19 protein-coding genes are annotated in these 18,144 nt (G+C 67.9%); 8 read left to right on the top strand and 11 right to left on the bottom strand.

The genetic code is table 11. The features are described 5' to 3' along the window. Positions 1-59 precede the first annotated feature (59 nt). From NOV86_RS19930 to NOV86_RS19945, 4 genes are all read right to left on the bottom strand, one after another. Positions 60-269: a hypothetical protein gene (locus tag NOV86_RS19930; protein ID WP_267643576.1), complete on the bottom strand. Its 210-nt coding sequence runs from the start codon at positions 267-269 to the stop codon at positions 60-62. After that, positions 266-439 (bottom strand): hypothetical protein, encoded by a 174-nt coding sequence (locus NOV86_RS19935; protein WP_267643577.1) that lies wholly within the window; start codon positions 437-439, stop codon positions 266-268. Before NOV86_RS19935 ends, NOV86_RS19930 begins: the two co-directional genes overlap by 4 nt. A 126-nt stretch (positions 440-565) precedes the next feature. Continuing rightward, positions 566-1,612 (bottom strand): YeiH family protein, encoded by a 1,047-nt coding sequence (locus tag NOV86_RS19940; RefSeq protein WP_267643578.1) that lies wholly within the window; start codon positions 1,610-1,612, stop codon positions 566-568. Between the two features lie 6 nt (positions 1,613-1,618). Further along, entirely contained in the window at positions 1,619-1,756 is a 138-nt protein-coding gene (locus NOV86_RS19945) for a hypothetical protein (RefSeq protein ID WP_267643579.1), read from the bottom strand. A gap of 509 nt (positions 1,757-2,265) precedes the next feature. On the opposite strand from NOV86_RS19945, the gene NOV86_RS19950 reads away from it, so the two are divergent. The 3 genes from NOV86_RS19950 (at position 2,266) to NOV86_RS19960 (ending at position 5,458) form a co-directional block, all read left to right on the top strand. Continuing rightward, positions 2,266-3,270, top strand: a complete 1,005-nt coding sequence (locus NOV86_RS19950; RefSeq protein ID WP_267643580.1) for a DUF6663 family protein — start codon at positions 2,266-2,268, stop codon at positions 3,268-3,270. 117 nt (positions 3,271-3,387) lie between these two features. Next, on the top strand, positions 3,388-4,878 hold the full coding sequence (locus NOV86_RS19955; protein WP_267643581.1) for a S8 family serine peptidase: 1,491 nt from the start codon (positions 3,388-3,390) through the stop codon (positions 4,876-4,878). After that, positions 4,832-5,458 (top strand): ArsR/SmtB family transcription factor, encoded by a 627-nt coding sequence (locus NOV86_RS19960; RefSeq protein ID WP_267643582.1) that lies wholly within the window; start codon positions 4,832-4,834, stop codon positions 5,456-5,458. Before NOV86_RS19955 ends, NOV86_RS19960 begins: the two co-directional genes overlap by 47 nt. A gap of 77 nt (positions 5,459-5,535) precedes the next feature. Here NOV86_RS19960 and NOV86_RS19965 read toward each other — a convergent pair whose 3' ends face one another. Both NOV86_RS19965 and NOV86_RS19970 read right to left on the bottom strand, forming a co-directional pair. Next, positions 5,536-7,017: a DUF7827 domain-containing protein gene (locus NOV86_RS19965; RefSeq protein WP_267643583.1), complete on the bottom strand. Its 1,482-nt coding sequence runs from the start codon at positions 7,015-7,017 to the stop codon at positions 5,536-5,538. 201 nt (positions 7,018-7,218) lie between these two features. Next, positions 7,219-7,617 carry a type IV pilin domain-containing protein gene (locus NOV86_RS19970; RefSeq protein WP_303647866.1) on the bottom strand — a complete coding sequence of 133 codons (399 nt, stop codon included), beginning with the start codon at positions 7,615-7,617 and terminating at the stop codon, positions 7,219-7,221. 257 nt (positions 7,618-7,874) lie between these two features. Here NOV86_RS19970 and NOV86_RS19975 point away from each other — a divergent pair, with 257 nt between their 5' ends. Both NOV86_RS19975 and nucS read left to right on the top strand, forming a co-directional pair. Beyond that, the gene (locus tag NOV86_RS19975; RefSeq protein WP_267643585.1) at positions 7,875-8,483 is read left to right on the top strand and encodes a DUF6735 family protein; all 609 of its coding nucleotides are present in this window, start codon (positions 7,875-7,877) and stop codon (positions 8,481-8,483) included. A gap of 67 nt (positions 8,484-8,550) precedes the next feature. After that, entirely contained in the window at positions 8,551-9,297 is a 747-nt protein-coding gene (nucS, locus tag NOV86_RS19980) for an endonuclease NucS (RefSeq protein WP_368408795.1), read from the top strand. A gap of 45 nt (positions 9,298-9,342) precedes the next feature. Here nucS and NOV86_RS19985 read toward each other — a convergent pair whose 3' ends face one another. From NOV86_RS19985 to NOV86_RS19995, 3 genes are all read right to left on the bottom strand, one after another. Next, positions 9,343-9,552, bottom strand: a complete 210-nt coding sequence (locus NOV86_RS19985) for an HVO_0649 family zinc finger protein (protein WP_267643586.1) — start codon at positions 9,550-9,552, stop codon at positions 9,343-9,345. A 112-nt stretch (positions 9,553-9,664) separates the two neighbouring features. Continuing rightward, the gene (locus NOV86_RS19990) at positions 9,665-10,750 is read right to left on the bottom strand and encodes a phosphotransferase family protein (protein ID WP_267643587.1); all 1,086 of its coding nucleotides are present in this window, start codon (positions 10,748-10,750) and stop codon (positions 9,665-9,667) included. A gap of 315 nt (positions 10,751-11,065) precedes the next feature. Further along, positions 11,066-12,325 (bottom strand): DUF6498-containing protein, encoded by a 1,260-nt coding sequence (locus tag NOV86_RS19995; protein ID WP_267643588.1) that lies wholly within the window; start codon positions 12,323-12,325, stop codon positions 11,066-11,068. 155 nt (positions 12,326-12,480) lie between these two features. Here NOV86_RS19995 and NOV86_RS20000 point away from each other — a divergent pair, with 155 nt between their 5' ends. Both NOV86_RS20000 and NOV86_RS20005 read left to right on the top strand, forming a co-directional pair. Next, positions 12,481-12,834 carry a hypothetical protein gene (locus tag NOV86_RS20000; protein WP_267643589.1) on the top strand — a complete coding sequence of 118 codons (354 nt, stop codon included), beginning with the start codon at positions 12,481-12,483 and terminating at the stop codon, positions 12,832-12,834. Positions 12,835-12,923: 89 nt separating this feature from the next. Further along, complete coding sequence (locus NOV86_RS20005; protein ID WP_267643590.1) at positions 12,924-13,385, top strand: cupin domain-containing protein; 462 nt, start codon at positions 12,924-12,926, stop codon at positions 13,383-13,385. Positions 13,386-13,400: 15 nt separating this feature from the next. On the opposite strand, the gene mutS is transcribed toward NOV86_RS20005, so the two are convergent. After that, positions 13,401-16,064: a DNA mismatch repair protein MutS gene (gene mutS / locus NOV86_RS20010; protein WP_267643591.1), complete on the bottom strand. Its 2,664-nt coding sequence runs from the start codon at positions 16,062-16,064 to the stop codon at positions 13,401-13,403. Between the two features lie 73 nt (positions 16,065-16,137). Continuing rightward, positions 16,138-16,812 (bottom strand): hypothetical protein, encoded by a 675-nt coding sequence (locus NOV86_RS20015; protein WP_267643592.1) that lies wholly within the window; start codon positions 16,810-16,812, stop codon positions 16,138-16,140. Positions 16,813-16,901: 89 nt separating this feature from the next. Between NOV86_RS20015 and NOV86_RS20020 the strand changes: the two genes are divergently transcribed. Beyond that, positions 16,902-18,056: a DUF7544 domain-containing protein gene (locus NOV86_RS20020; RefSeq protein ID WP_267643593.1), complete on the top strand. Its 1,155-nt coding sequence runs from the start codon at positions 16,902-16,904 to the stop codon at positions 18,054-18,056. Positions 18,057-18,144 lie beyond the last annotated feature (88 nt).

The raw sequence follows: 18,144 nt of genomic DNA on the forward strand, positions 1-18,144 counted from the left end.
TCGTGGCCTGCATCGGCGAAACCGAGAACCAGAACGAACCGACGTTTCGAAAGTTAGTGCTACGACGCCCGCGGCTGCACGACGACCCGGACGACCGTGTCGTCACGGACGACGTAGAACTTGTTCGCCTGGAAGCCAGCACCGTGGACCTGTCCCTTCGTCGAGCTCACGACCGCGCTCGACCCGTCTGCGAGGGCCTGGTCGACCGCGGCATCGACCGGACTCCCGTCGGGCACCTCGGACGAGTCGTAGACCTGTTCGTCGCTCATCGGGGAGTCAACGACGGTCGCCCGGAGTTCGACCGGGGCGAGTCACTGGCACCCAGCAACACGCCGAGGAGGACGACGATTCCAGCGAGAGCGACGAGGCCGACCAGTACCTTGCTGGCCGTGCTGAGGCCGCCACTCTCGGGATTGACGGGGAGGGACCAGCGGGGCATGTGCGGGGTTTCCAGCATCCGGGTGAAGTGTCTTGGGGTGGAGGGGAAGAGATCCCCGATGACAGGGTAACTCGGCAATCGCGTTCTCCGCGGTGATAGGTTCGTGTCGGCTTCCCGTCCTGGTCCTTACCCACCCAGCACCGCCTGTATCACGAACAGCGAGGCGACGCTGACGAGCACCAGTGTGGTGAGCACCAGCGCGACGGGTCGGACCCCCGTCTCTCGGAGGTCCCCCACGTCGACGCTCAGGCCCAGACCGGCGAACGCGAACAGGAACAGCCAGCGGTAGGCGTGGGTCAGCTGGGTCGTATCGGCGGACGAGACGAGCGCGGTCGAGGTGAGCACCATGACGGCGAAGAAGCCGATGACGAACTTCGGGAAAGACGACCAGAGCGTGGCTGCGGAGACAGCCGACTCGCCGGCTTCACCCCGACCTGCGTACCGGATCGAGTAGGCGGCGACGAGGCCGCCGAGCAGCAAGTTCCGTGTGAGTTTCGTGACGGTGGCCCACTGCCCGGCGGTCTCCGAGACGGCGAAGCCGGCGGCCGTGACGGGTCCCGTGCTGAACATCGTCAGCCCTGCCCAGACGCCGAAGACGCGGTCCGCGAGACCGAGCCACTCGCCGACCGCCGGGTAGACGAACAGGGTGACGACGTCGAACAGGAGGATGGTACCGGCTGCGTAGGCGATCTGCTCTTCGTTCGCGCGGATGCTGCCAGCGACGCCGACGACCGCCGAGACGCCACAGATTCCTGCACCGGCGGCCAGTAGCGAGCCGAGTTTCTGGGGGACATCGAAGACGGACACCGCGAGGAGTTCGACGAGCAGGATGGTCCCGAGGACCCCGAATGCGACCACGAGGGCCAGTTCCGCCCCAGCCTCGAGTAGCGTCTCGAGGGAGATGCGTGCACCCATCAGGACGATACCTGCCTCGAGCCAGAGCTTGTGCGTCTCGGTACCGGGTGAGAGCCGGTCGGGGACACCGACGAGGTTCCCGAGCAGTATTCCGATCGCGACCGCCGCGATGAGGGCGTTGACGTACGGGACGACCTGACTCAGAAGCCGGGCGACGAGGCCGATACAGATGAGTGCAGCGACACCGGGGAGGTACGACCACAGGCTCGCCACGAGAGTGGGAGAATCGGCCGGGCCAGCCTCACTGCGTTCTGTCACCGCTGGTCACCAGGGGACCGTCACCCCGACCTCGACCAGGAGGGTGACGACGATTCCGACGGTGATAGCTTTCCAGCCGCGGTCGATGGCCCTCCAGCGATGCAAGAGACGCTCTCTCACTGATGTAGAGTCGGTCGGTTGCATGTCGGTAGTTGTGATGGTGGGTGTGGTGAGCCGTCGTGTGGTTGGTGTCACTCCGAGATAGCGGATACTTTTTCCGCGGTCGGAGTACAGGAGGCGACGACCCCGCCGGGTCGCCCCCGCCGATGAAACCGTGGTCGTGCTCAACGGCCCTGTGCCTGTTCGAGCGTCGGTCCCGGTGGGATTAACCTTCTTCGGTCTGGGCGAGGTCCCTGGATGGGAGGAACATCCGTCTTCTAACTCTCCACAGTACCAGCAACATTTTCTGTTATTCCGGACGGGAAATTGACTGCGCTCCTGATTGGAGCGCTATCACACGACAGCCACTGTCCTGGCACCTCGCCGACTCTGCACACGGGTTTCCAACCGACTTCTACGTTTCCCACAGGACCACGACAACAGAACTCACAATCTCGTAGAACGGTGCTTCGGCGGCAGATTCCAGTGAGAGCGACTCGTGCCCGGTCGAATCGCCGCAAGACGTTTCCTGCTGCTCCTCCGATACCGAGGTGATGGCCGCCGACGCGACCGAGACGCCGCCGGACGGTGCCCCCGACGACCTCCGGGTGCTCGACCGCCGAACAGACGGCCTGCTCGTCCGTGACCTCGCCGGCGGTCCGGACTGGCGCGCGGTTCGCGCCGAGTCGGACCCGTGCGCCGCCCTGGACTCGCAACTCGGCGGCACCGTACTCGTTCGAGACAGCGAATACCCACCCGAGTTCCAGCGACAGGTCGACCGCCTCCGGCCGGGCTACCGGGTCCACGGCGGACTCCGCCGGGAACCCGACGGCTGGGGGTTCGATTCGACGGCCGATCTCACCGTCCACGAGGCCGTGACGCTCGACTACGCGACCGAGGCCAGGTGGGCGTTCGCCCCCGCAGAGGGCCTGTGGCAGGACGCGGTCGAGGCCGCAGGCGGGGAGCGACGCGTCGCCTCAGGCGCAGAGGTGCTGACCGACGATTTGGACCGGCCCATCGCCCACTGTCACGTGTTCGCGGACCCGGTGGGTGCCCCCGACCCCCCTCTCCTCGCCGAGATGCGCACCGGGCGGTCCCCACACCTCGAACTGTTCACCACGGACCCCGGCGACGACCTCGACGGCGAGGTAGTCGACGTCATCGTGGTCTCGCCAGCGGAGCGCCCCTACGTCGCGGTCCTTTCGGTCGCAACCGGTGGGGAGTGGCTCTCGCACGACGTGCGCGAGGAGGTCGGCCTGCCGGTAGTCCACGCTGGCACGACCGGTTCCAGAACCGCGGCACAGCCGGTCCGCTGGCACGACGAGTACCTCCGACACGAGCGCGTCGACGGCGAAGACAGGCTGTACGAGCGCAAGGGTGCGGCGGCCGACGGCCCAGCTGTGGGCGATACCGACCAGGGTTACATCCAGGTTTCGACCGGTGCGGTCCACGACACGTCGACCATCCACGGCAGCAGCGTCGGGACCGACCGCGTCTACACCAGCACCGCGGCTGGTGATCCGGTCGAGGTCGCCAGGGTACAACGCACCGGAGACTGACCGCTTCCAGCAGGCCGACAGATAGTCGGACAGACTTCACAGCCCGACGACGTGTCATCGTAGCGTTTTTTCCACATCGCGGGTGACCTTCGAGACGATGACCAGCGGGTGTTCGCGATGACAGGCGACGACCACCCCCACGGCCGGTTCGGGGGCTGGCCGACGGACCGCGGGACGGCCCGGCTGGTAGCCGTGGTCTGCCTCGTCGGCCTGCTGGTGGGCGGGGTCGGCCTGTTCGCGACCAGTTTCCCGACCGATGGCACGGGGAGCGCCGGGTCTGCCTCGGCCATCGACCCATCGGCGAACCTCTCGGACCTGCACGACCGGAGCATCACCGGGGAGAACGTCACGGTGGGCGTCGTCGACGTGACCGGCTTCGACACCGACCACCCGGCCATCGCGGACCGCGTCGTGGCGGCGCGCTCGTTCGCGGCGGGCGAGACCGTGGCGAACGACGGCCAGAACGCCCACGGGACGGCGGCCGCCTCGCTCGTCTCCCGGGTCGCGCCGGACGCCGACCTCTACCTCGCGTCGTTCGATACGGGGCAGGACTACCGTCGCGCGATGGCATGGATGGTCGAGCAGGACGTCGACGTGGTCGTCGCCCCCGTGACCTTCTACGGGAAGCCCGACGACGGCTCCGCCCGGGTCGACCGCGTCGCACACAAGGCGCAGTCACAGGGGACCCTCGTGGTGGCCTCCGCGGGCAACCTCGGGCAGAGCCACTGGACCGGACACTTCGACCCCGCCGACGGTGCCCACCGCTTCGACCAGCGACTCGCGGACGAGGACGCAGAGACCGAGGACCGCTTCGAGGCCGACACGCGGAACTACCTCGTCGGTGACGGCCGGCGGGAGGTCTCGGTCTGGCTCTCGTGGGAGCAGGCGCGACCCGACGCGAACCTCACCCTCGAACTCTACGCCGAGGAACAGGGTGGCTCACGCCTGGTCGCGCGCTCGCAGCCCTACCGGGCGGACGACGTGCCCAACGAGCGCATCCACGCGACGCTCGACCCCGACGAGTCCTACTACGTCACCGTCACCGGCGGCGAAACCGCGACCGGCGTCCGGTTCTCGCTCTCCTCGCCGACGCACTCGTTCGAGCACCGCGTCAGGTCCGGGAGCATCGCCGCACCCGCGACCGCGGAGGACGTGCTCGCCGTCGGCGCCTACAACGGTCGGACCGGACGGGCAGAACCGTTCAGCGGTGCCGGGCCGGTGCCCCCGTCTCGCCTCGGCATCGACCTCGTGGCGCCGGACCGGCTGTCGGCCGCGAACCACCCGAACGGCTTCGTCGGGTCGTCGGCGGCCGCCCCGTACGTCGCCGGGGTGGCCGCCCTCGTGCTGGAGGTAAATCCCGACGCGTCCCCGGCCACGGTCCAGCGCCTGCTACTCGCGACCGCGAGCGACGTCCCACCACAGGGACTCGACCCCGTGTCCGGCCACGGGACGGTCGAACCGGCGCGAGCGGTCGCAGCAGCCCAGAACGGGACCACTCAAAACCGGGTTTTAGTAATGCCGAGTTTTAGTAGTGCAGCGATAGAAACTCCCGATACCGAACATGTCTGGCCTCATCGACCGCATCCAGGACCGAACGGCGACGGCTGACGAGCGGATGCGCGTGCTCGGGATGGCCGAGGCCGACACGGACGAGGTGCTCGACGCGCTCTCCTCGGAGACCGGGCGGACAACCTTCCGGACGCTGTTCGACGAGCCCGGGACCGCCTCCGAGCTGGCCGACCGGCTCGACACCTCCGTCCAGAACGTCCACTACCACCTGACGAACCTGCAGGACGCCGACCTCGTCGAGCCCATCGACACAATCTACTCGGAGAAGGGGAACGAGATGACGGTCTACGGCCCGGCGAACGACCCCCTCGTGTTCGTGGGGGACGACGACCGCCGGTCGGTCGTGGAGACCTCGCTGACGCAGGTCGTCGGCGGCCTCGGGCTCCTCGCGGCCGGGAGTCTGCTCGTCCAGTGGGGCGCCGAGCGACTGGTCCGCGAAGGGACGGCGGGTGGGGCCACTGGCGGCCCGGCCGGCCCTGCCGGGGAAGCGGCTCCGTCACTGTTCGCCGACGGGTCGCTCGGCTACCTCGTCTTCGAGGTGTTCGAGCCGGGGTTGCTCTTCTTCGCGTCGTGTCTCATCGTGGCCGCGGTCGTCGCGGTCGGCTTCAGGGACAGCTAGGTTACGTTTCGGAAGAAGACGGATTCGAGACGAGTTCGTTCGCCTGTCGCCGATACAGCGATGAAAACGTGGGAGGGCTAGTTCGCGACCTTGAGCAGGTAGAGCACGCCCGCGATGGCGAAGACGCCACCACCGACGAGCGCGCCTGCGCCGACGAAGTCGAAGTCGTCGTCACCGGGTGAACTCGAGTCCGGGCCGGCGTTTTCGCCAGCGGTCTGGTTCGTCCCGGCGCTGGAACTCGTCGTCCCCTGCGCGGTGTCGAGGTAGAAGCCATCGCGGACCGCGAGCGTCCCCACGTCGTCGGCACCGTCGGTGTTCGTCCCGCGGTAGAGCGAGATGTCGAACATCGCGGCCGGTAGCCCGGTGTCGAGCGTCGTCTCGCTCTTTACGGTCACCGAGTCGGGACCGTCGGCCGCGGTCAGCGTCGCCTCGTCCGGGTCGCCCGCGGCGGCGGTATCGAAGCGCAACTGGACGACGCCGTCGTCGTTCCCGTCGCTGACGGTCGCCGTGAGCGCGTAGCCCGCACCGTCGCTCCCGACCGTGATGGTCGCCTGCTCGCTGGTGCCCATCGAGAGCCAGAAGCTTGATACGTCGCCCTGCTCGGTCGTGACGATGTCCTCCTGGAGACCGAACTCCCCGGCGCCGTCGGGCCAGGCCTCGTAGGAGTACTCCGTCTCCTCAGCAGACTCGTTGGCCTGGACGACCATCGAGGACACCTGCACCGCCGACTCGTCGGTGGTGCTCTGCCCCCGGTGGAGACTGAACTGGTACGACCCCGCGTCCATGATGCCCAGCGACGGCTTCCACTGCGTCTCCGAGCCGGAGTGGACTCGGAGGGAATCCCCTTCGTCGGCGACGGAGAGCGTCTCTGCAGGGTGGCCCGCGTTCACCGTATCGAAGAGGACGACGACGCGACCGTCGCCGGTTCCGTCGCTGACCGTCGCGTTGATACGGTAGTTCACCTCCTCGGACCCGATGGCGAGCGTCGCCTCGTCGGCGTCGCCGAGTGCGACGGGTATCGGGATTTCTTCGCCCTGCGCGCCGACGACCGGGTCCGGGACCGCGAGGTCCTCGCTACCGAACTCGTCGGGGTCGGTCGGGTCGAGGTTCCGGTCCTCGACGGGCATCGTCGCGGTCAGGTCGTCGCTACAGTCGCCCGAGCACTCGACGACGGTCCCGTTCTCCGTGGCGAGCGATTCGCCGTCGCTGACGGCCGAGACCTCGAACGTCACGCCGGGTTCGACGTCGGAGAAGTCGAACGTCGCCACGAACCGCCCCTGCTCGGTGACGACGACCTCCGTCGTCTTCAGGAACGGCTGGCTGGAGTCTGTCGACTGGATGCGGACGCTGACGTGCGTGCCGGCGGGCAGGTCGGACTGGCCGACGATGGCCTGGTCCTTGCCCGCGGCGACGGTGACGGTGTCGCCCTCGTGGACGAACGTCGTGCCGTCCGGGGCCTCGGACATGGAACCGGCCGCCGCGGCACTGGCCGCAGGCGCGAGTGTGCCCATCGCGAGCACTGCCACCAGTGCCAGTGCGAGCGTCGATCTGTCGGTCATGGCTGCACCTCTGGTCTCTGTGTCGGTCTGCGAGCTCTACAGCGTGGAGGGGCTGTTTCGAGCGGGTACCTGACAGTCATCGCATGTGGATAGTGTGGCTGGTGAAGGATATTGAAACCGATAGTTCAAAATCGGGTTTGAGTGGTCGGTGAAACGACAGGGCAGAGATTTCTGGAAACAGAGTAGAAGAATCCCGCAGCCTCAGGCGACCGTGTAGGTGCCGATGATGTTGCTTGAGGAACCGCTGGATGCGGACCAGACGATGTTCACCTTCTGGCCACTCGATGCCGAGATGGTGAAGGTTTCGCCAGCGGTCCACGAAGTGTCACCGCTGAATGGTGACGTCTGATCGACACCGTCAACAGTGAACGTCACCTGGCCCGTGGCAACTGACTCACCGCCATCGTGGGTGATGTCCAATCCAGTACCATTCACTGCGAACGAGAAACTCGCCTGCGGCACCTTCTCCTGGTTCCCACCGATGTTCAGCACGAACGCGCCGATGACGGCGGCGAGGATGACCGTGATGGCCACCATGAGGATGACGCCGATGACCGGCGACACTGCGCGCTTCTCCGTGAATAGCTGTGTAAGTTGCATTGTATACTCCCGGCTACCGGGTGGCAGAGCGACGAGGACGCGTGAAGAAAGTCCGCAGGTCCTGTTGCTTCGGGGGTCACCCCGTAGTCCTTGTCAGGATAAGGACTCATTAGGAGATAAGGGTTTCTCTGCTGTTATGTTGTCTTTATAATACGACCCGATATTTCTCCGCCCTTCGAAAACCAGACCGCCGACCATCCCGATAACAGGTCGTTCCCACGGTTTATCTACCAGCCCGCGGCCAGAGCCAGCGTCATGTGTACGAACGATTCGAACCGACAGGGGCGGTGACGATGGGTCACCGCGCGCTGGTGGCATACGAACGCACAGACGGCCGACTCTCGGTCCACCACTCGCAGTGGGGTGCACTCGGCTGGCAACTGCTCACGACCTGCCGGTCCAACAGTCCGTTCGGCGGGAACAACGACTGGGAAGAACGGTGTCACGAAGCCATCGTCGCAGGCGAGGACCCGGACCCGCCGGCGAACCCGGACACGCCGGTCGACCCACATCCCCGGACCGTGGTCGAGAGCCTCGACGCCCTCGTCTCGGCGTTCGACTTCCTCGAGTACGAGGCGTGCTACGTCGTCTCCCGGACGGTCGACGTCCGGGGGTTCCAGCCGCTCTGGTTCGCCCGCGCGTTCCCGGACGCCGACCCGGTGGGGTCGGGGGCGCTCGTGTCGCTCCGGCGCGACCGGGACCCCGTCGAGGACGCGGCGCGACTCACGGCGTGGTTCCGGGGCGTCGCGGACACGGTCGCCGCGATGCGAGAGCGAGGACTGCTCGCCGAGTCCGACGCGGGGGACTACCTGCGAGAGCGTATCCGAGAATGGGAGGCCGACGGCAGAGAGGTGTACGTGGGCTGAGTCGGTCCCAGGAAGTCGCTCCCCGGTCGCGGGCCGTTTTTATACGCTCGCGCCGGTAGAACGTATCGTGACACGGGAGCGAACGGCCGAAGGGGTCACGACGGTGGTCACGCCGGACCACGAGACAGCACGGGCGGTCGTCGCCGAAGGCCTCGCCAGCGGTCGGCTCGTGACGGTCTTCGGGCACTGTACCGTCGCCTACGACGGCCGGGCGAGCAGCCAGCTCGGCCCCGGGGACCGGCACGTGATGTGCAAGCCCGACGGGGCCGTCCTCGTCCACACCGACGAAGGCCAGAAGCCGGTCAACTGGCAGCCGCCGGGGTGCACCCAGGAGGCGCGCCGGTCGGAGGAGGGCTACCTCGAGGTGTTCAGTACGCGCGACTCGCCGGCCGAGGAACTGGTCGTGACCTTCGAGCGCGTGACCCAGGTGTCGACGTTCGCGATGACCGACGAGGAGCAACTCACCCTCGCCGGCTCCGAGGAGGACCTCCGACAGCGCATCCTCGACGACCCCGCCCTCGTCGAGGCCGGTTTCCAGCCGCTGGCGACCGAACGCGAGACCGCCGCCGGCGCGGTCGACATCTACGGCCGGGACACCGACGGGAACGTCGTCGTGCTGGAACTGAAGCGCAAACGCGTCGGCCCCGACGCCGCGAGCCAGTTGAACCGCTACGTGGAGGCGCTCCGACGGGACCTCCACGCCGGCGCCACGGTGAGAGGAATCCTCGTCGCGCCGTCCGTCACGGACCGGGCGCGGCGGCTACTGGCGGAGAACGGGCTGGAGTTCGTCGCGCTGGAGCCGCCGGCGCCGTAGCTCGCGGGACTGGCCGAGAGCGCGATACCAGAGAAACGGTTCGGGTCAGCTCGGCGCGCCCAGACGCAGTGTTCGCTTCCGGATCTCGCCACAGCTCGGACAGATGTGTGTATAGCGGACGCTCCCACCGTCGGTCCGGGCCTTCCAGTGCCCGTCACCGTCCTCGTGCCCGCACTTCGGGCAGACGAGGTCGAGGTCGTAGTGCGTCGTGAGGCGGTCGAACGCGCTCGCACCGCGTCTGGTATGCGCAGACATACCATGGATTACTCCGTGCGACCACAAAAAACGTCCGGTGAAACGTCTCTCGGCGAAACGATGGGCGGGTTCGCGGTCGAAACCACGATACGTCGGTCGGTTTGTCCGGCTGCTACCTCGGCTCCGGCTCGAGGGTCGCGAGGAGCCGGTCACGGAGCGTCGCCGCCGCGCCTTCGCGTTCGCGGTCGGTCGCCCCGTAGGCGTCGAACAGCCCGTCGAAGAGCACCATCGTCCGGAGCAACTGGAGCGTCGCGTAGCAGTCATAATGCGCCCGGAACTCCGTCAGGACAGCCGGCGAGCCGACTTCACGGTACCCCTCCAGGAGGCCGTCACGGACGAGCCGGCGGTAGTCCGGCGTATTTGGGAGCAGTCCCCACTGGCCACCGCTCAGCCAGAACTCGGCGAACACCATGTCGTTCGCGGCCGTCATCGACGCCACGAACTCCCAGTCGAGCAATCCCGTGATTGTTCCGGCCTCGCGGTCGAAGAGGACGTTGTCCAGCGAATGCTCGACGCGCCCGATGACCGGGTCGAACGGCTCGGTAGCCCGAAGTTCGGCGACCATCGGCTCGACGGCCTCTGCGACGTCGGGGCAGACGTCGTCGAACCGCGAATCCTCGAGTGCGTCGAGTAGCTCTTCGAACGAGGATTCGACGTGGGTGGCCCACGAGGTATCACCGTCCGGGACCCGCAGCGTTCCGGGGTCACCGGCTGGTCTGCCACCGGAGAGCGGCTCGCCCTGCTGGATGTCGACCACGCCGAAGGCGTCGACAGCATCGAGGGCGTGGAGTTCCGCGAGGTGGCGACCGGACGAGACCGCGATCTGTCGGAGGGTCTCCTCGGAGAGTGTGTCGGTCTCCGATTTGTCGACGCTCTCGCCCGGTACCTCCTCCATGAGGAAGAACGGTGCCGGGAGGTCGTCGTGCTCGTCGACGACGCCGAGGACGGTGGGCACTGGGAGGGTGGTGTTCGAGTCGAGGACCGCGAGCAACCGTGCTTCACGGCAGAACGGTTCCTCGTCGTTCGACGCCTTCAGGACCACCCGCCGGTCGCCCGACGGTGTCTCGACGTGGAGGCGGTGGGTGGCGTGCCGCCCCGACGGTTCCGGGTCGTCCGCCAGAATCGACCAGTCGGGGGCGACGAGCTGTACCATCCGTTCGAGGGTTGCGGTCGTGGTGAGTCGGTCTCTGTCTGTCATCGTGTGGTGTGTCGTGGGAGTGTCGTAGGGGTGCTGTGTCGTGGTGATCTATCGAGTGGTGGTCGGCGACCTGACGAGGTGTGAGAGGGCACTGCGCCGGCGCAGTCGCTGCCGAAGCGAGCAGGCGGCGGAGCCCGGAGTCGGAGACCAGATGGTACCGAGGGTGGGCAGGTCGCGAGACTCCGGAGTCCGGTCAGAACGCGACGTTCATCGGTCTGCCTCGTACGTGTTCGAATCAGGATAAATGCTTTCTGTGGCCACACCTGAGCGCTCGCTCCACGACAGGTGGACGAAGAAGCCGCTTTCGGCCGTCGTTCAGTCTCCGTCGGGGAGTTCGATAGTCGTCGGGAGGTGTGGAAGCCTGACCTGGTCGTCGTCCCTCTCGACGACGAGTGTCCTCGTGCCGAACACCCGGTCTGCGACGGTTCGGCGGTGCTCGCAGTCTGCGACCTGCTCGCGGGTCAGCCGGTACTGCGGCCCGAACAGCCGGTCGTAGCCGACCACGTCTCCCGCGACCCGGTACTCCATCCCCAGGTACCGTATCGTTCTGTCGAGGAGGCCGAACACGGCGAAGATGCCGAGGAGGGCCGCGACGACCTGGGCCACCAGTCCGACGACGGCCCAGTTCTGGGTCGCCAGGCCGAGCAACCCGAGCGCGAGGGAGAGGGCCACGAACACCAGACAGAGGGTCGACCGGAACCCCCGAAGGACCCCGTCGATGAGGAGCGCGAGTCTGTGCGGGCGGACCGTCTCGGTCGCGTCGTGACGGTCCGCATCGACTGCGGGCCACCCGGAGAACTCGACAGCCAGCCCGATGTCGAGGTCCGTGCGGTCGTCGAAGGCGACCAGCCGGTCGTGGTAGATGCGGCCAAGGTCGACCGCCAGTTTCATCGACAGGATGCTGGCCAGGCCGACCGGCGCTGGCGCGCCAGCGACGACGAGCCCACTCCCGACGACCATCACCCCGCCGATGCCGAGCAATGGCAGGAGTGCCGACTGGAGCGGGCTCTGGACGGGAACGTCCTCGTACTCCCTCGGCAGGAAGTACTCCGACCCGGCGTCGATGGCCCGGCCGAGGAACACGGCGACGACGCCGAACCCGGCGGAGACACGCTCCGACTCGGTGAGGCCAGTCCCGGCTGCCCACTCGCCGAGGGCCCCGATGGAGAAGACGCCGACGAGCACCCAGACCAGCCCGAAGACGAAGACGGCGACGAGGACGGCGGGCAGGTTCGCGACGCGAACCGAGAGCGGGGTCAGTGGAATCGAGAGCCCGCCACGCTTCGCCTCGAGTGCCCCCAGCACCATCGGGTCTGCGTCGTTCTCGGGCGGCAGCTGCGCGAACAGTCCCTCGAACGCGGCGAACGCGAGGTTGACGCCGAGGTCCCACCAGTAGACGACGAGCAGGGCCAGCAGCGACCAGTCGAGGGCGACGACGCCGACCAGCGGAACGACGTTGACGAGCAGGGCCAGCAGCGACCAGTCGAGGGCGACGACGCCGACCAGCGGAACGACGTTGACGAGCAGGGCCGCGAACAGCGAGTGGCGGCGGTCGAGGGCAGGTGTCGGACGCATCGGAGGGGTATCGAGGATTTGGTTGGAGAACTGATAATCGGACGGGTTTCCGTCGTCCGTTCGGGTCGGTTGCGGTCGGTTCCCGCGTCGGCACTGCTCCGCGAGTCGCGGGTGAGCCATTGCTTGAAGTACCTCGAATCGCAACCCTACACCAGATGACCCGTGGGCTGCGTCCGACCGAGACCGTCGACAACCGACTCACGGTCGTGGTACTGAGCGACAGCAGTGGGCGAACACAGCACCACTGCAACTCGTACAGTGCTGCTATCGCCACCACCAAAGAGCACCTCGCCGCGGACACCGTCGTCAAGATCGAGAACCGCGACGACGAGGTCGTCTTCACGTCCGCGGAGATGGACATCGAGGCGTGGGAGGTCGAGTGGAAGAACGCGAAGCGTCGCCTCTCGGTCGACGTGCCCGAGCACGACTGTCCGTACGACACCATCAGTTGCTTCGCGGACGACCTGTGCACGCGGTGCCAGATCGACCGGGTGCAAGAGGAATCCTGAGCGACGCCTTCCCGGCCACGACGCGGACCCTCCGGCAGGCGGCGCCGACAGACTTGCGTTTTTCAGGCCGGAGCGAGTGGGTGCCGGATATGGAACACGTCGACATCGACGACGTCGAGAGCAACTTCCTCGGAGACTCGGACCTCGACCGCCGCGGCCTCTCGGACCCCCTGGGGACGAGCGACCTCGCCATCAACTACTACGCGCTCGAACCCGGCGAGTCGTTCTCCGGCGGGATGCACACCCACATGGACCAGGAGGAGGTGTTCTACGTCGTGGAGGGGACCGCGACGTTCGAGACACCCGAGGAGAGCGTCGAGGTCGGCCCGCACGAGGCGGTCCGCTTCGGCCGCGGCGAGTACCAGCAGGGGACGAACGAGTCCGACGAGCAGGTCGTCGCGCTCGCGCTCGGCGCCCCCAAGGGAAGCGAGGACGTCCGCGTCCCGATGGAGTGTCGCGAATGCGGGGAGAGCGACTCCCTGCGGTTCATCATGGGCGAGGACGGGCAGCAGTTGCGGTGTCCGGAGTGCGGGATGACGAAGGACCTCTGAGACGGGACCCCGGTCTCAGTCGAGGTCGCGCTTGAGGTCGTCGAGGATGCGGAGCGCCTCCATCGGCGTCGTGTCCGCGACGTTCAGGGCCTCGAGACGGTCCTGGATGGCATCGAGGTCGGGCGAGCCGTCGACGGACCCGCCGTCGGCGGTGGCCGTATCCGGCTCCGACGCCCCCGCCACGTCGTTCGCGTCCGGTTCTGCGACGCCAGTCGCCGTCTCGGGGGCGTCGGCGACCGTCTCCTCCTCGAGCAGTTCGTGCGCCCGCGCCAGCACCGGGTCCGGCACGCCGGCGGCCTGGGCGACCTCGACGCCGTAGGAGGCCGTCGCCGCGCCCCGGCCCACGTCGTGGTTGAACTTGACCTCGCCGTCGACCTCGGTCGCGTCGAAGTGCAGGTTGAACACCCCGTCGAGGTCGGCGGCGACCGCCGTGAGTTCGTGGTGGTGCGTGGCGAACAGCGTGGTCGCGCCGAGTTCGTCGTGGACGTACTCGGTGACCGCCTTCGCCAGCGCGAGGCCGTCGGCGGTCGAGGTGCCGCGGCCGACCTCGTCGAGCAGCACGAGCGAGTCCTCGGTGGCGTCGCGCAGGATGTCGGCGAGTTCGGTCATCTCGACCATGAACGTCGACTGGCCGCCCGCGATGTCGTCGCTGGCGCCGACCCGGGTGAAGATGCGGTCGAGGATGCGCAGGTCGGCCGACTCTGCAGGGACGAAACAGCCCGCCTGCGCGAGCAGGCAGATGGTCGCGACCTGCCGCATGTACGTCGACTTCCCGCTCATGTTCGGGCCCGTGATGACCGCGAAGAACTCCTCGTCGTCGAAGTGGGCCGCGTTCGGGACGAACGAGTCCTGGGTCTGCTCGACCACGGGATGGCGGCCCGCCTCGATGTCGATACCGGTCCCGGAGAACTCGGGGCGGGCGTAGTCGTTCTCGGCGGCGACGGTCGCGAACGAGACGAGCACGTCGAGTGCGGCGATGCGGTCCGAGAGCCCCTGCACGCGCTCTGTCTCGGCGGCGACCGACGACCGGACCTCGCGGAAGAGGTCGTACTCGAGGTCGTCGGCGCGCTGTTCGGCCCGCAATATCTCGTCCTCGCGTTCCTTGAGTTCGGGCGTGTAGAAGCGCTCCGAGTTCTTCAGGGTCTGCCGGCGGTTGTAGTCGTCCGGCACCCGGTCGAGGTTCGGGTTCGTCACCTCGATGTAGTAGCCGTGGACCTGGTTCTTGCCGACCTTCAGCGAGTCGATGCCGGTACGCTCGCGCTCTTGCTCCTCGAGGGAATCGATCCACCGCTTGCCAGAGCGTTCGGTCTCGCGCAGGTCGTCCAGCGTCTCGTCGTACCCGGACTCGATGACGCCGCCCTCGGTCACCTCGATGGGTGGTTCCTCGCGGATTGCTCGGCCGACGAGGTCGCGCACGTCCTCCAGTTCGTCCAGCCCCTCACGGAGGGTGGCGAGCCGGTCCGTCTCGAGGTCGGCCATCGTCTCCTTGAGCTCGGGGACCACGTCGAGGGTGTCCTTCAGCGAGCGCAGGTCGCGGGCGTTCGCCCGACCGCGGGAGACACGGGTGATGAGCCGTTCCACGTCGTACACGTCCCGGAGCAGTTCGTGGAGCGTCTCGCGGGTGACGGGGTCGTGGGCGAGTTCGCCGACGGCGTCCAGCCGGCCCTCGATGCGGTCCTGGTCGACCAGTGGCCGCCGGAGCCAGTCCGTGAGTTCGCGGCGGCCCATCGCGCAGGCCGTCTCGTCCAGCACCTCGACGAGCGTCGCGCCCTCGACGCTCCTGACGGAGCGACGCTCGAACAGTTCGAGGCTGGCGATGGCCGTCGGATCGAGGACGACGTACTCCCGCGGGTCGTACCGGGTGAGGTGGTTCAGGTAGTCGAGGTAGCCCTCCTCGCCGCCGCGGGTGTACTCGGCGTAGGCCAACAGCGCGCCACACGCCCGCACCTCGGCATCGCCAGCAAGCAGGGCGTCCGGGTCGCCGAAGTACTCGGTGACCTTCTCGCGGGCCTGGCCGGCCTCGAAGGCGGTCCGGTCGTAGGGCGAGACCATGCAGTCGGCGGGGAAGGCGTCGGCGCCGGCGTCCGGCCCGACGATGGCCTCCGCGGGGTCGAACCGTCCGATCTCGTCAGCCACGGTCGGTTCGTTCGGGGGCGCGGTCGCGTAGAAGTCGCCCGTCGACACGTCCAGAACCGCGAAACCGTACTCGCCACCTTCGCCCGTCGGGTCGTCGGGGTCGCCCGACCGCGTGAGGCAGGCGACGAAGTTGTTGTCGTCGGTCGCGAGCAGTTCGGCCTCGGTCAGGGTCCCGGGCGTGACGATGCGGGTGACGGCGCGGTCGACCACGCCGCTGGCCTCCTCCGGCTCTTGCACCTGGTCCGCGACCGCGACGCGGTAGCCCGCGTCGAGCAGGGACTCGATGTAGCTCTCGGCGTTGTCGATGGGCACCCCGGCCATCGGATATCGTCCCGTCGAGTCCTCGCGCTTGGTCAGGGTCACCTCGCAGATGCGGGAGGTGGCCTCGGCGGCCGCACAGAAGGTCTCGTAGAAGTCGCCGACCTGGAAGAGGACGAGCGCGTCGTCGTAGCGCTCGGTCAGTTCGTAGTACTGGCGCATCATCGGCGTCAGCTCGTCGGCCTGCTCGGCCATCTTCTCCGGCGGTCCGAGCGCTGCGTCCATACCGGGACGGCAGGTGGGTCGTGTGGAAATATCTGCTGGATTCGGGGCCGGCGCGGGCTCGCCAGCGCCGCCCTCACCACCGCACCGGGCGAAGGAGCCGGTGGACGGCCCGGCGCCCGTTCTCGCGGACGAACGCCACCGGCCCGACCTTCGACTCGTCGAGGGCGTATCGTGGCGGGTCCGCGTCGTCGTCGACCCGGTAGACGGTGTCGCTCGTCGTCGTCGCGTCGAGTGCCGCCCGGACTCGCGACTCGGTCAGGTCACAGGCCGCGGCCAGTTCCGGGACCGTCTTCGGCCCCGTCTCCAGCGCCTCGGCGACCAGGTGGGTGTGGTTCAGGACCAGCAGCACCTCGTCGGACTCCATCTCCGCGGGCTCGGACTCGCCGGGCTGTCGCCCTTCCACGAAGTCGCGCCGGGTGTCGAGGAGCACCCAGAGGCCGGTGGCTGCGGCGAGCGCCGGGACCCAGACCGGGTCGCCGGTCCCGGCCCCGTGGAGTTCGAGGGCGAGCCAGCCCAGGCCGATGAGGAAGGCGAGTGCGCCGAGGCCGGCCTTCGCCCAGCGCCCGTCGACCCCGGGTGCCTCACGGGTCAGGGCCGCGCCTTCGAGGATCGGTACTGCTGCGAGCAGCGCGAGGACGACCGTCCTGTCGTCGACGAGAGCCGTCAGGACGACGACCGCGACCACGAACGACAGGACGTTCTTCGGGGTGTAGCGCTCGCGGGCGGCGCGGTGGAGGGAATCGCGCATACCCAACCCTGGCACCTCGCGGTACTTGAATCCAGTCGACACCTCATACGACGCACACTTTCATCACCGATGCCTGCCTCTCTCCACGTATGGTACTCCACGCTATCGAGGACCTGGGCGACGCGTACCAGGTGACGCGGTCGTTCCTGCGGTCGCTGGGCCGGTCGGACTGGCTGAAACTGGCGCTCGTCGTCCTGTTCGTCGGCGGCCCCGGCGCGAACTTCTCCTCGTTCCAGTTCAGCGCCCCGACGGATTCCGGTGGACGCGGCGGACCCGCGCCGGTCGACCCCGGCCAGCTCACGGTCCCGGAGCTGTGGATCATCGCCGCCATCGTGCTGGCGATCCTCGTCCTGGCCCTCGCCTTCCTCCTGCTCGGGTCGATACTGGAGTTCGTGTTCATCGAATCGCTCCGGGAGGAGGCCGTCGCGGTCAGGCAGTACTGGACGGAGCACTGGCGGGCCGGGCTCTCGCTCTTCTGGTTCCGGCTGGTCCTCGGGTTCCTCGTGTTCGGCGCGGTCGTGACGTTCGCGGGCCTGTTCTTCCTCTGGGCGGTCGGCACCGAGGTGGCCGTGCCCCTGGCCGCGTTCGCCGCGTTCGCGCTCCTGCTGATACCCCTGTTCGTCATCCTCGCCGTGGTCGTCGGGGTCGTCAACGGGTTCACGACCGTCTTCGTCGTCCCCATCATGCTCGTCGAGGAGGTCGGCGTCCTCGCCGGCTGGCGGCGCCTCTGGGGGACCATCCCCGCGAACTGGACACAGTACCTCGCCTACGCCGTCGCCGGGGCGCTCCTCTCGATGGTCGGTGCCGTCCTCGTCACCGTCGTGACCGGGGTCGCGGCGCTGGTGCTGCTCGTCCCCCTCGGACTGCTGTTCGGTGGCGGCCTCGTACTGTTCTCCGCCGTCGAGTCCCTCGGCATCGTCGTGATGGGACTCGCAGCACTCCTGTTCGTCGTCGGGATCATCGCGGTCGCCGCGGTCGCGCAGGTGCCCGTCCAGACGTACCTCCGGTACTACGCGATGCTGGTCCTCGGCGACATCGCGCCCGAGCTGGACCCGGTGCCCGCCCAGCGTGACCGTGTCCGGGACGACCACAGCCCGGGAGGTGATGCCGGTGACGGCGATGCGGACGAGACCAGCGATGACGGGTGGAACGGTGGCGACGATGTCAGCGAGAGCGATACTCCCCCGAGTTCGGCCGATACGGACGACAGAGAAGAGACCGACGACGGCGACCAGCGTCCCTAATTCAACTCTACTTTATCTATTTCAATCTGATTGGGAAGCACTTATCAGGGAGCGGTAGCACAGGAGAGATTGCGGCCAGAACAAGCTC

The organism is Haloarchaeobius amylolyticus, assembly GCF_026616195.1.
Classification (GTDB): domain Archaea; phylum Halobacteriota; class Halobacteria; order Halobacteriales; family Natrialbaceae; genus Haloarchaeobius; species Haloarchaeobius amylolyticus.

Coding starts and splice junctions, on each gene's coding strand:
- NOV86_RS19970 (WP_303647866.1), bottom strand. CDS start 7,617: ATGCAACTTACACAGCTATTCACGGAGAAGCGCGCAGTGTCGCCGGTC.
- NOV86_RS19995 (WP_267643588.1), bottom strand. CDS start 12,325: ATGCGTCCGACACCTGCCCTCGACCGCCGCCACTCGCTGTTCGCGGCC.
- NOV86_RS20015 (WP_267643592.1), bottom strand. CDS start 16,812: ATGCGCGATTCCCTCCACCGCGCCGCCCGCGAGCGCTACACCCCGAAG.
- NOV86_RS20000 (WP_267643589.1), top strand. CDS start 12,481: ATGACCCGTGGGCTGCGTCCGACCGAGACCGTCGACAACCGACTCACG.
- NOV86_RS20005 (WP_267643590.1), top strand. CDS start 12,924: ATGGAACACGTCGACATCGACGACGTCGAGAGCAACTTCCTCGGAGAC.
- NOV86_RS19930 (WP_267643576.1), bottom strand. CDS start 269: ATGAGCGACGAACAGGTCTACGACTCGTCCGAGGTGCCCGACGGGAGT.
- NOV86_RS20020 (WP_267643593.1), top strand. CDS start 16,902: ATGGTACTCCACGCTATCGAGGACCTGGGCGACGCGTACCAGGTGACG.
- NOV86_RS19945 (WP_267643579.1), bottom strand. CDS start 1,756: ATGCAACCGACCGACTCTACATCAGTGAGAGAGCGTCTCTTGCATCGC.
- NOV86_RS19935 (WP_267643577.1), bottom strand. CDS start 439: ATGCCCCGCTGGTCCCTCCCCGTCAATCCCGAGAGTGGCGGCCTCAGC.
- NOV86_RS19990 (WP_267643587.1), bottom strand. CDS start 10,750: ATGACAGACAGAGACCGACTCACCACGACCGCAACCCTCGAACGGATG.
- NOV86_RS19985 (WP_267643586.1), bottom strand. CDS start 9,552: ATGTCTGCGCATACCAGACGCGGTGCGAGCGCGTTCGACCGCCTCACG.
- NOV86_RS19960 (WP_267643582.1), top strand. CDS start 4,832: ATGTCTGGCCTCATCGACCGCATCCAGGACCGAACGGCGACGGCTGAC.
- mutS (WP_267643591.1), bottom strand. CDS start 16,064: ATGGACGCAGCGCTCGGACCGCCGGAGAAGATGGCCGAGCAGGCCGAC.
- NOV86_RS19965 (WP_267643583.1), bottom strand. CDS start 7,017: ATGACCGACAGATCGACGCTCGCACTGGCACTGGTGGCAGTGCTCGCG.
- NOV86_RS19950 (WP_267643580.1), top strand. CDS start 2,266: ATGGCCGCCGACGCGACCGAGACGCCGCCGGACGGTGCCCCCGACGAC.
- NOV86_RS19955 (WP_267643581.1), top strand. CDS start 3,388: ATGACAGGCGACGACCACCCCCACGGCCGGTTCGGGGGCTGGCCGACG.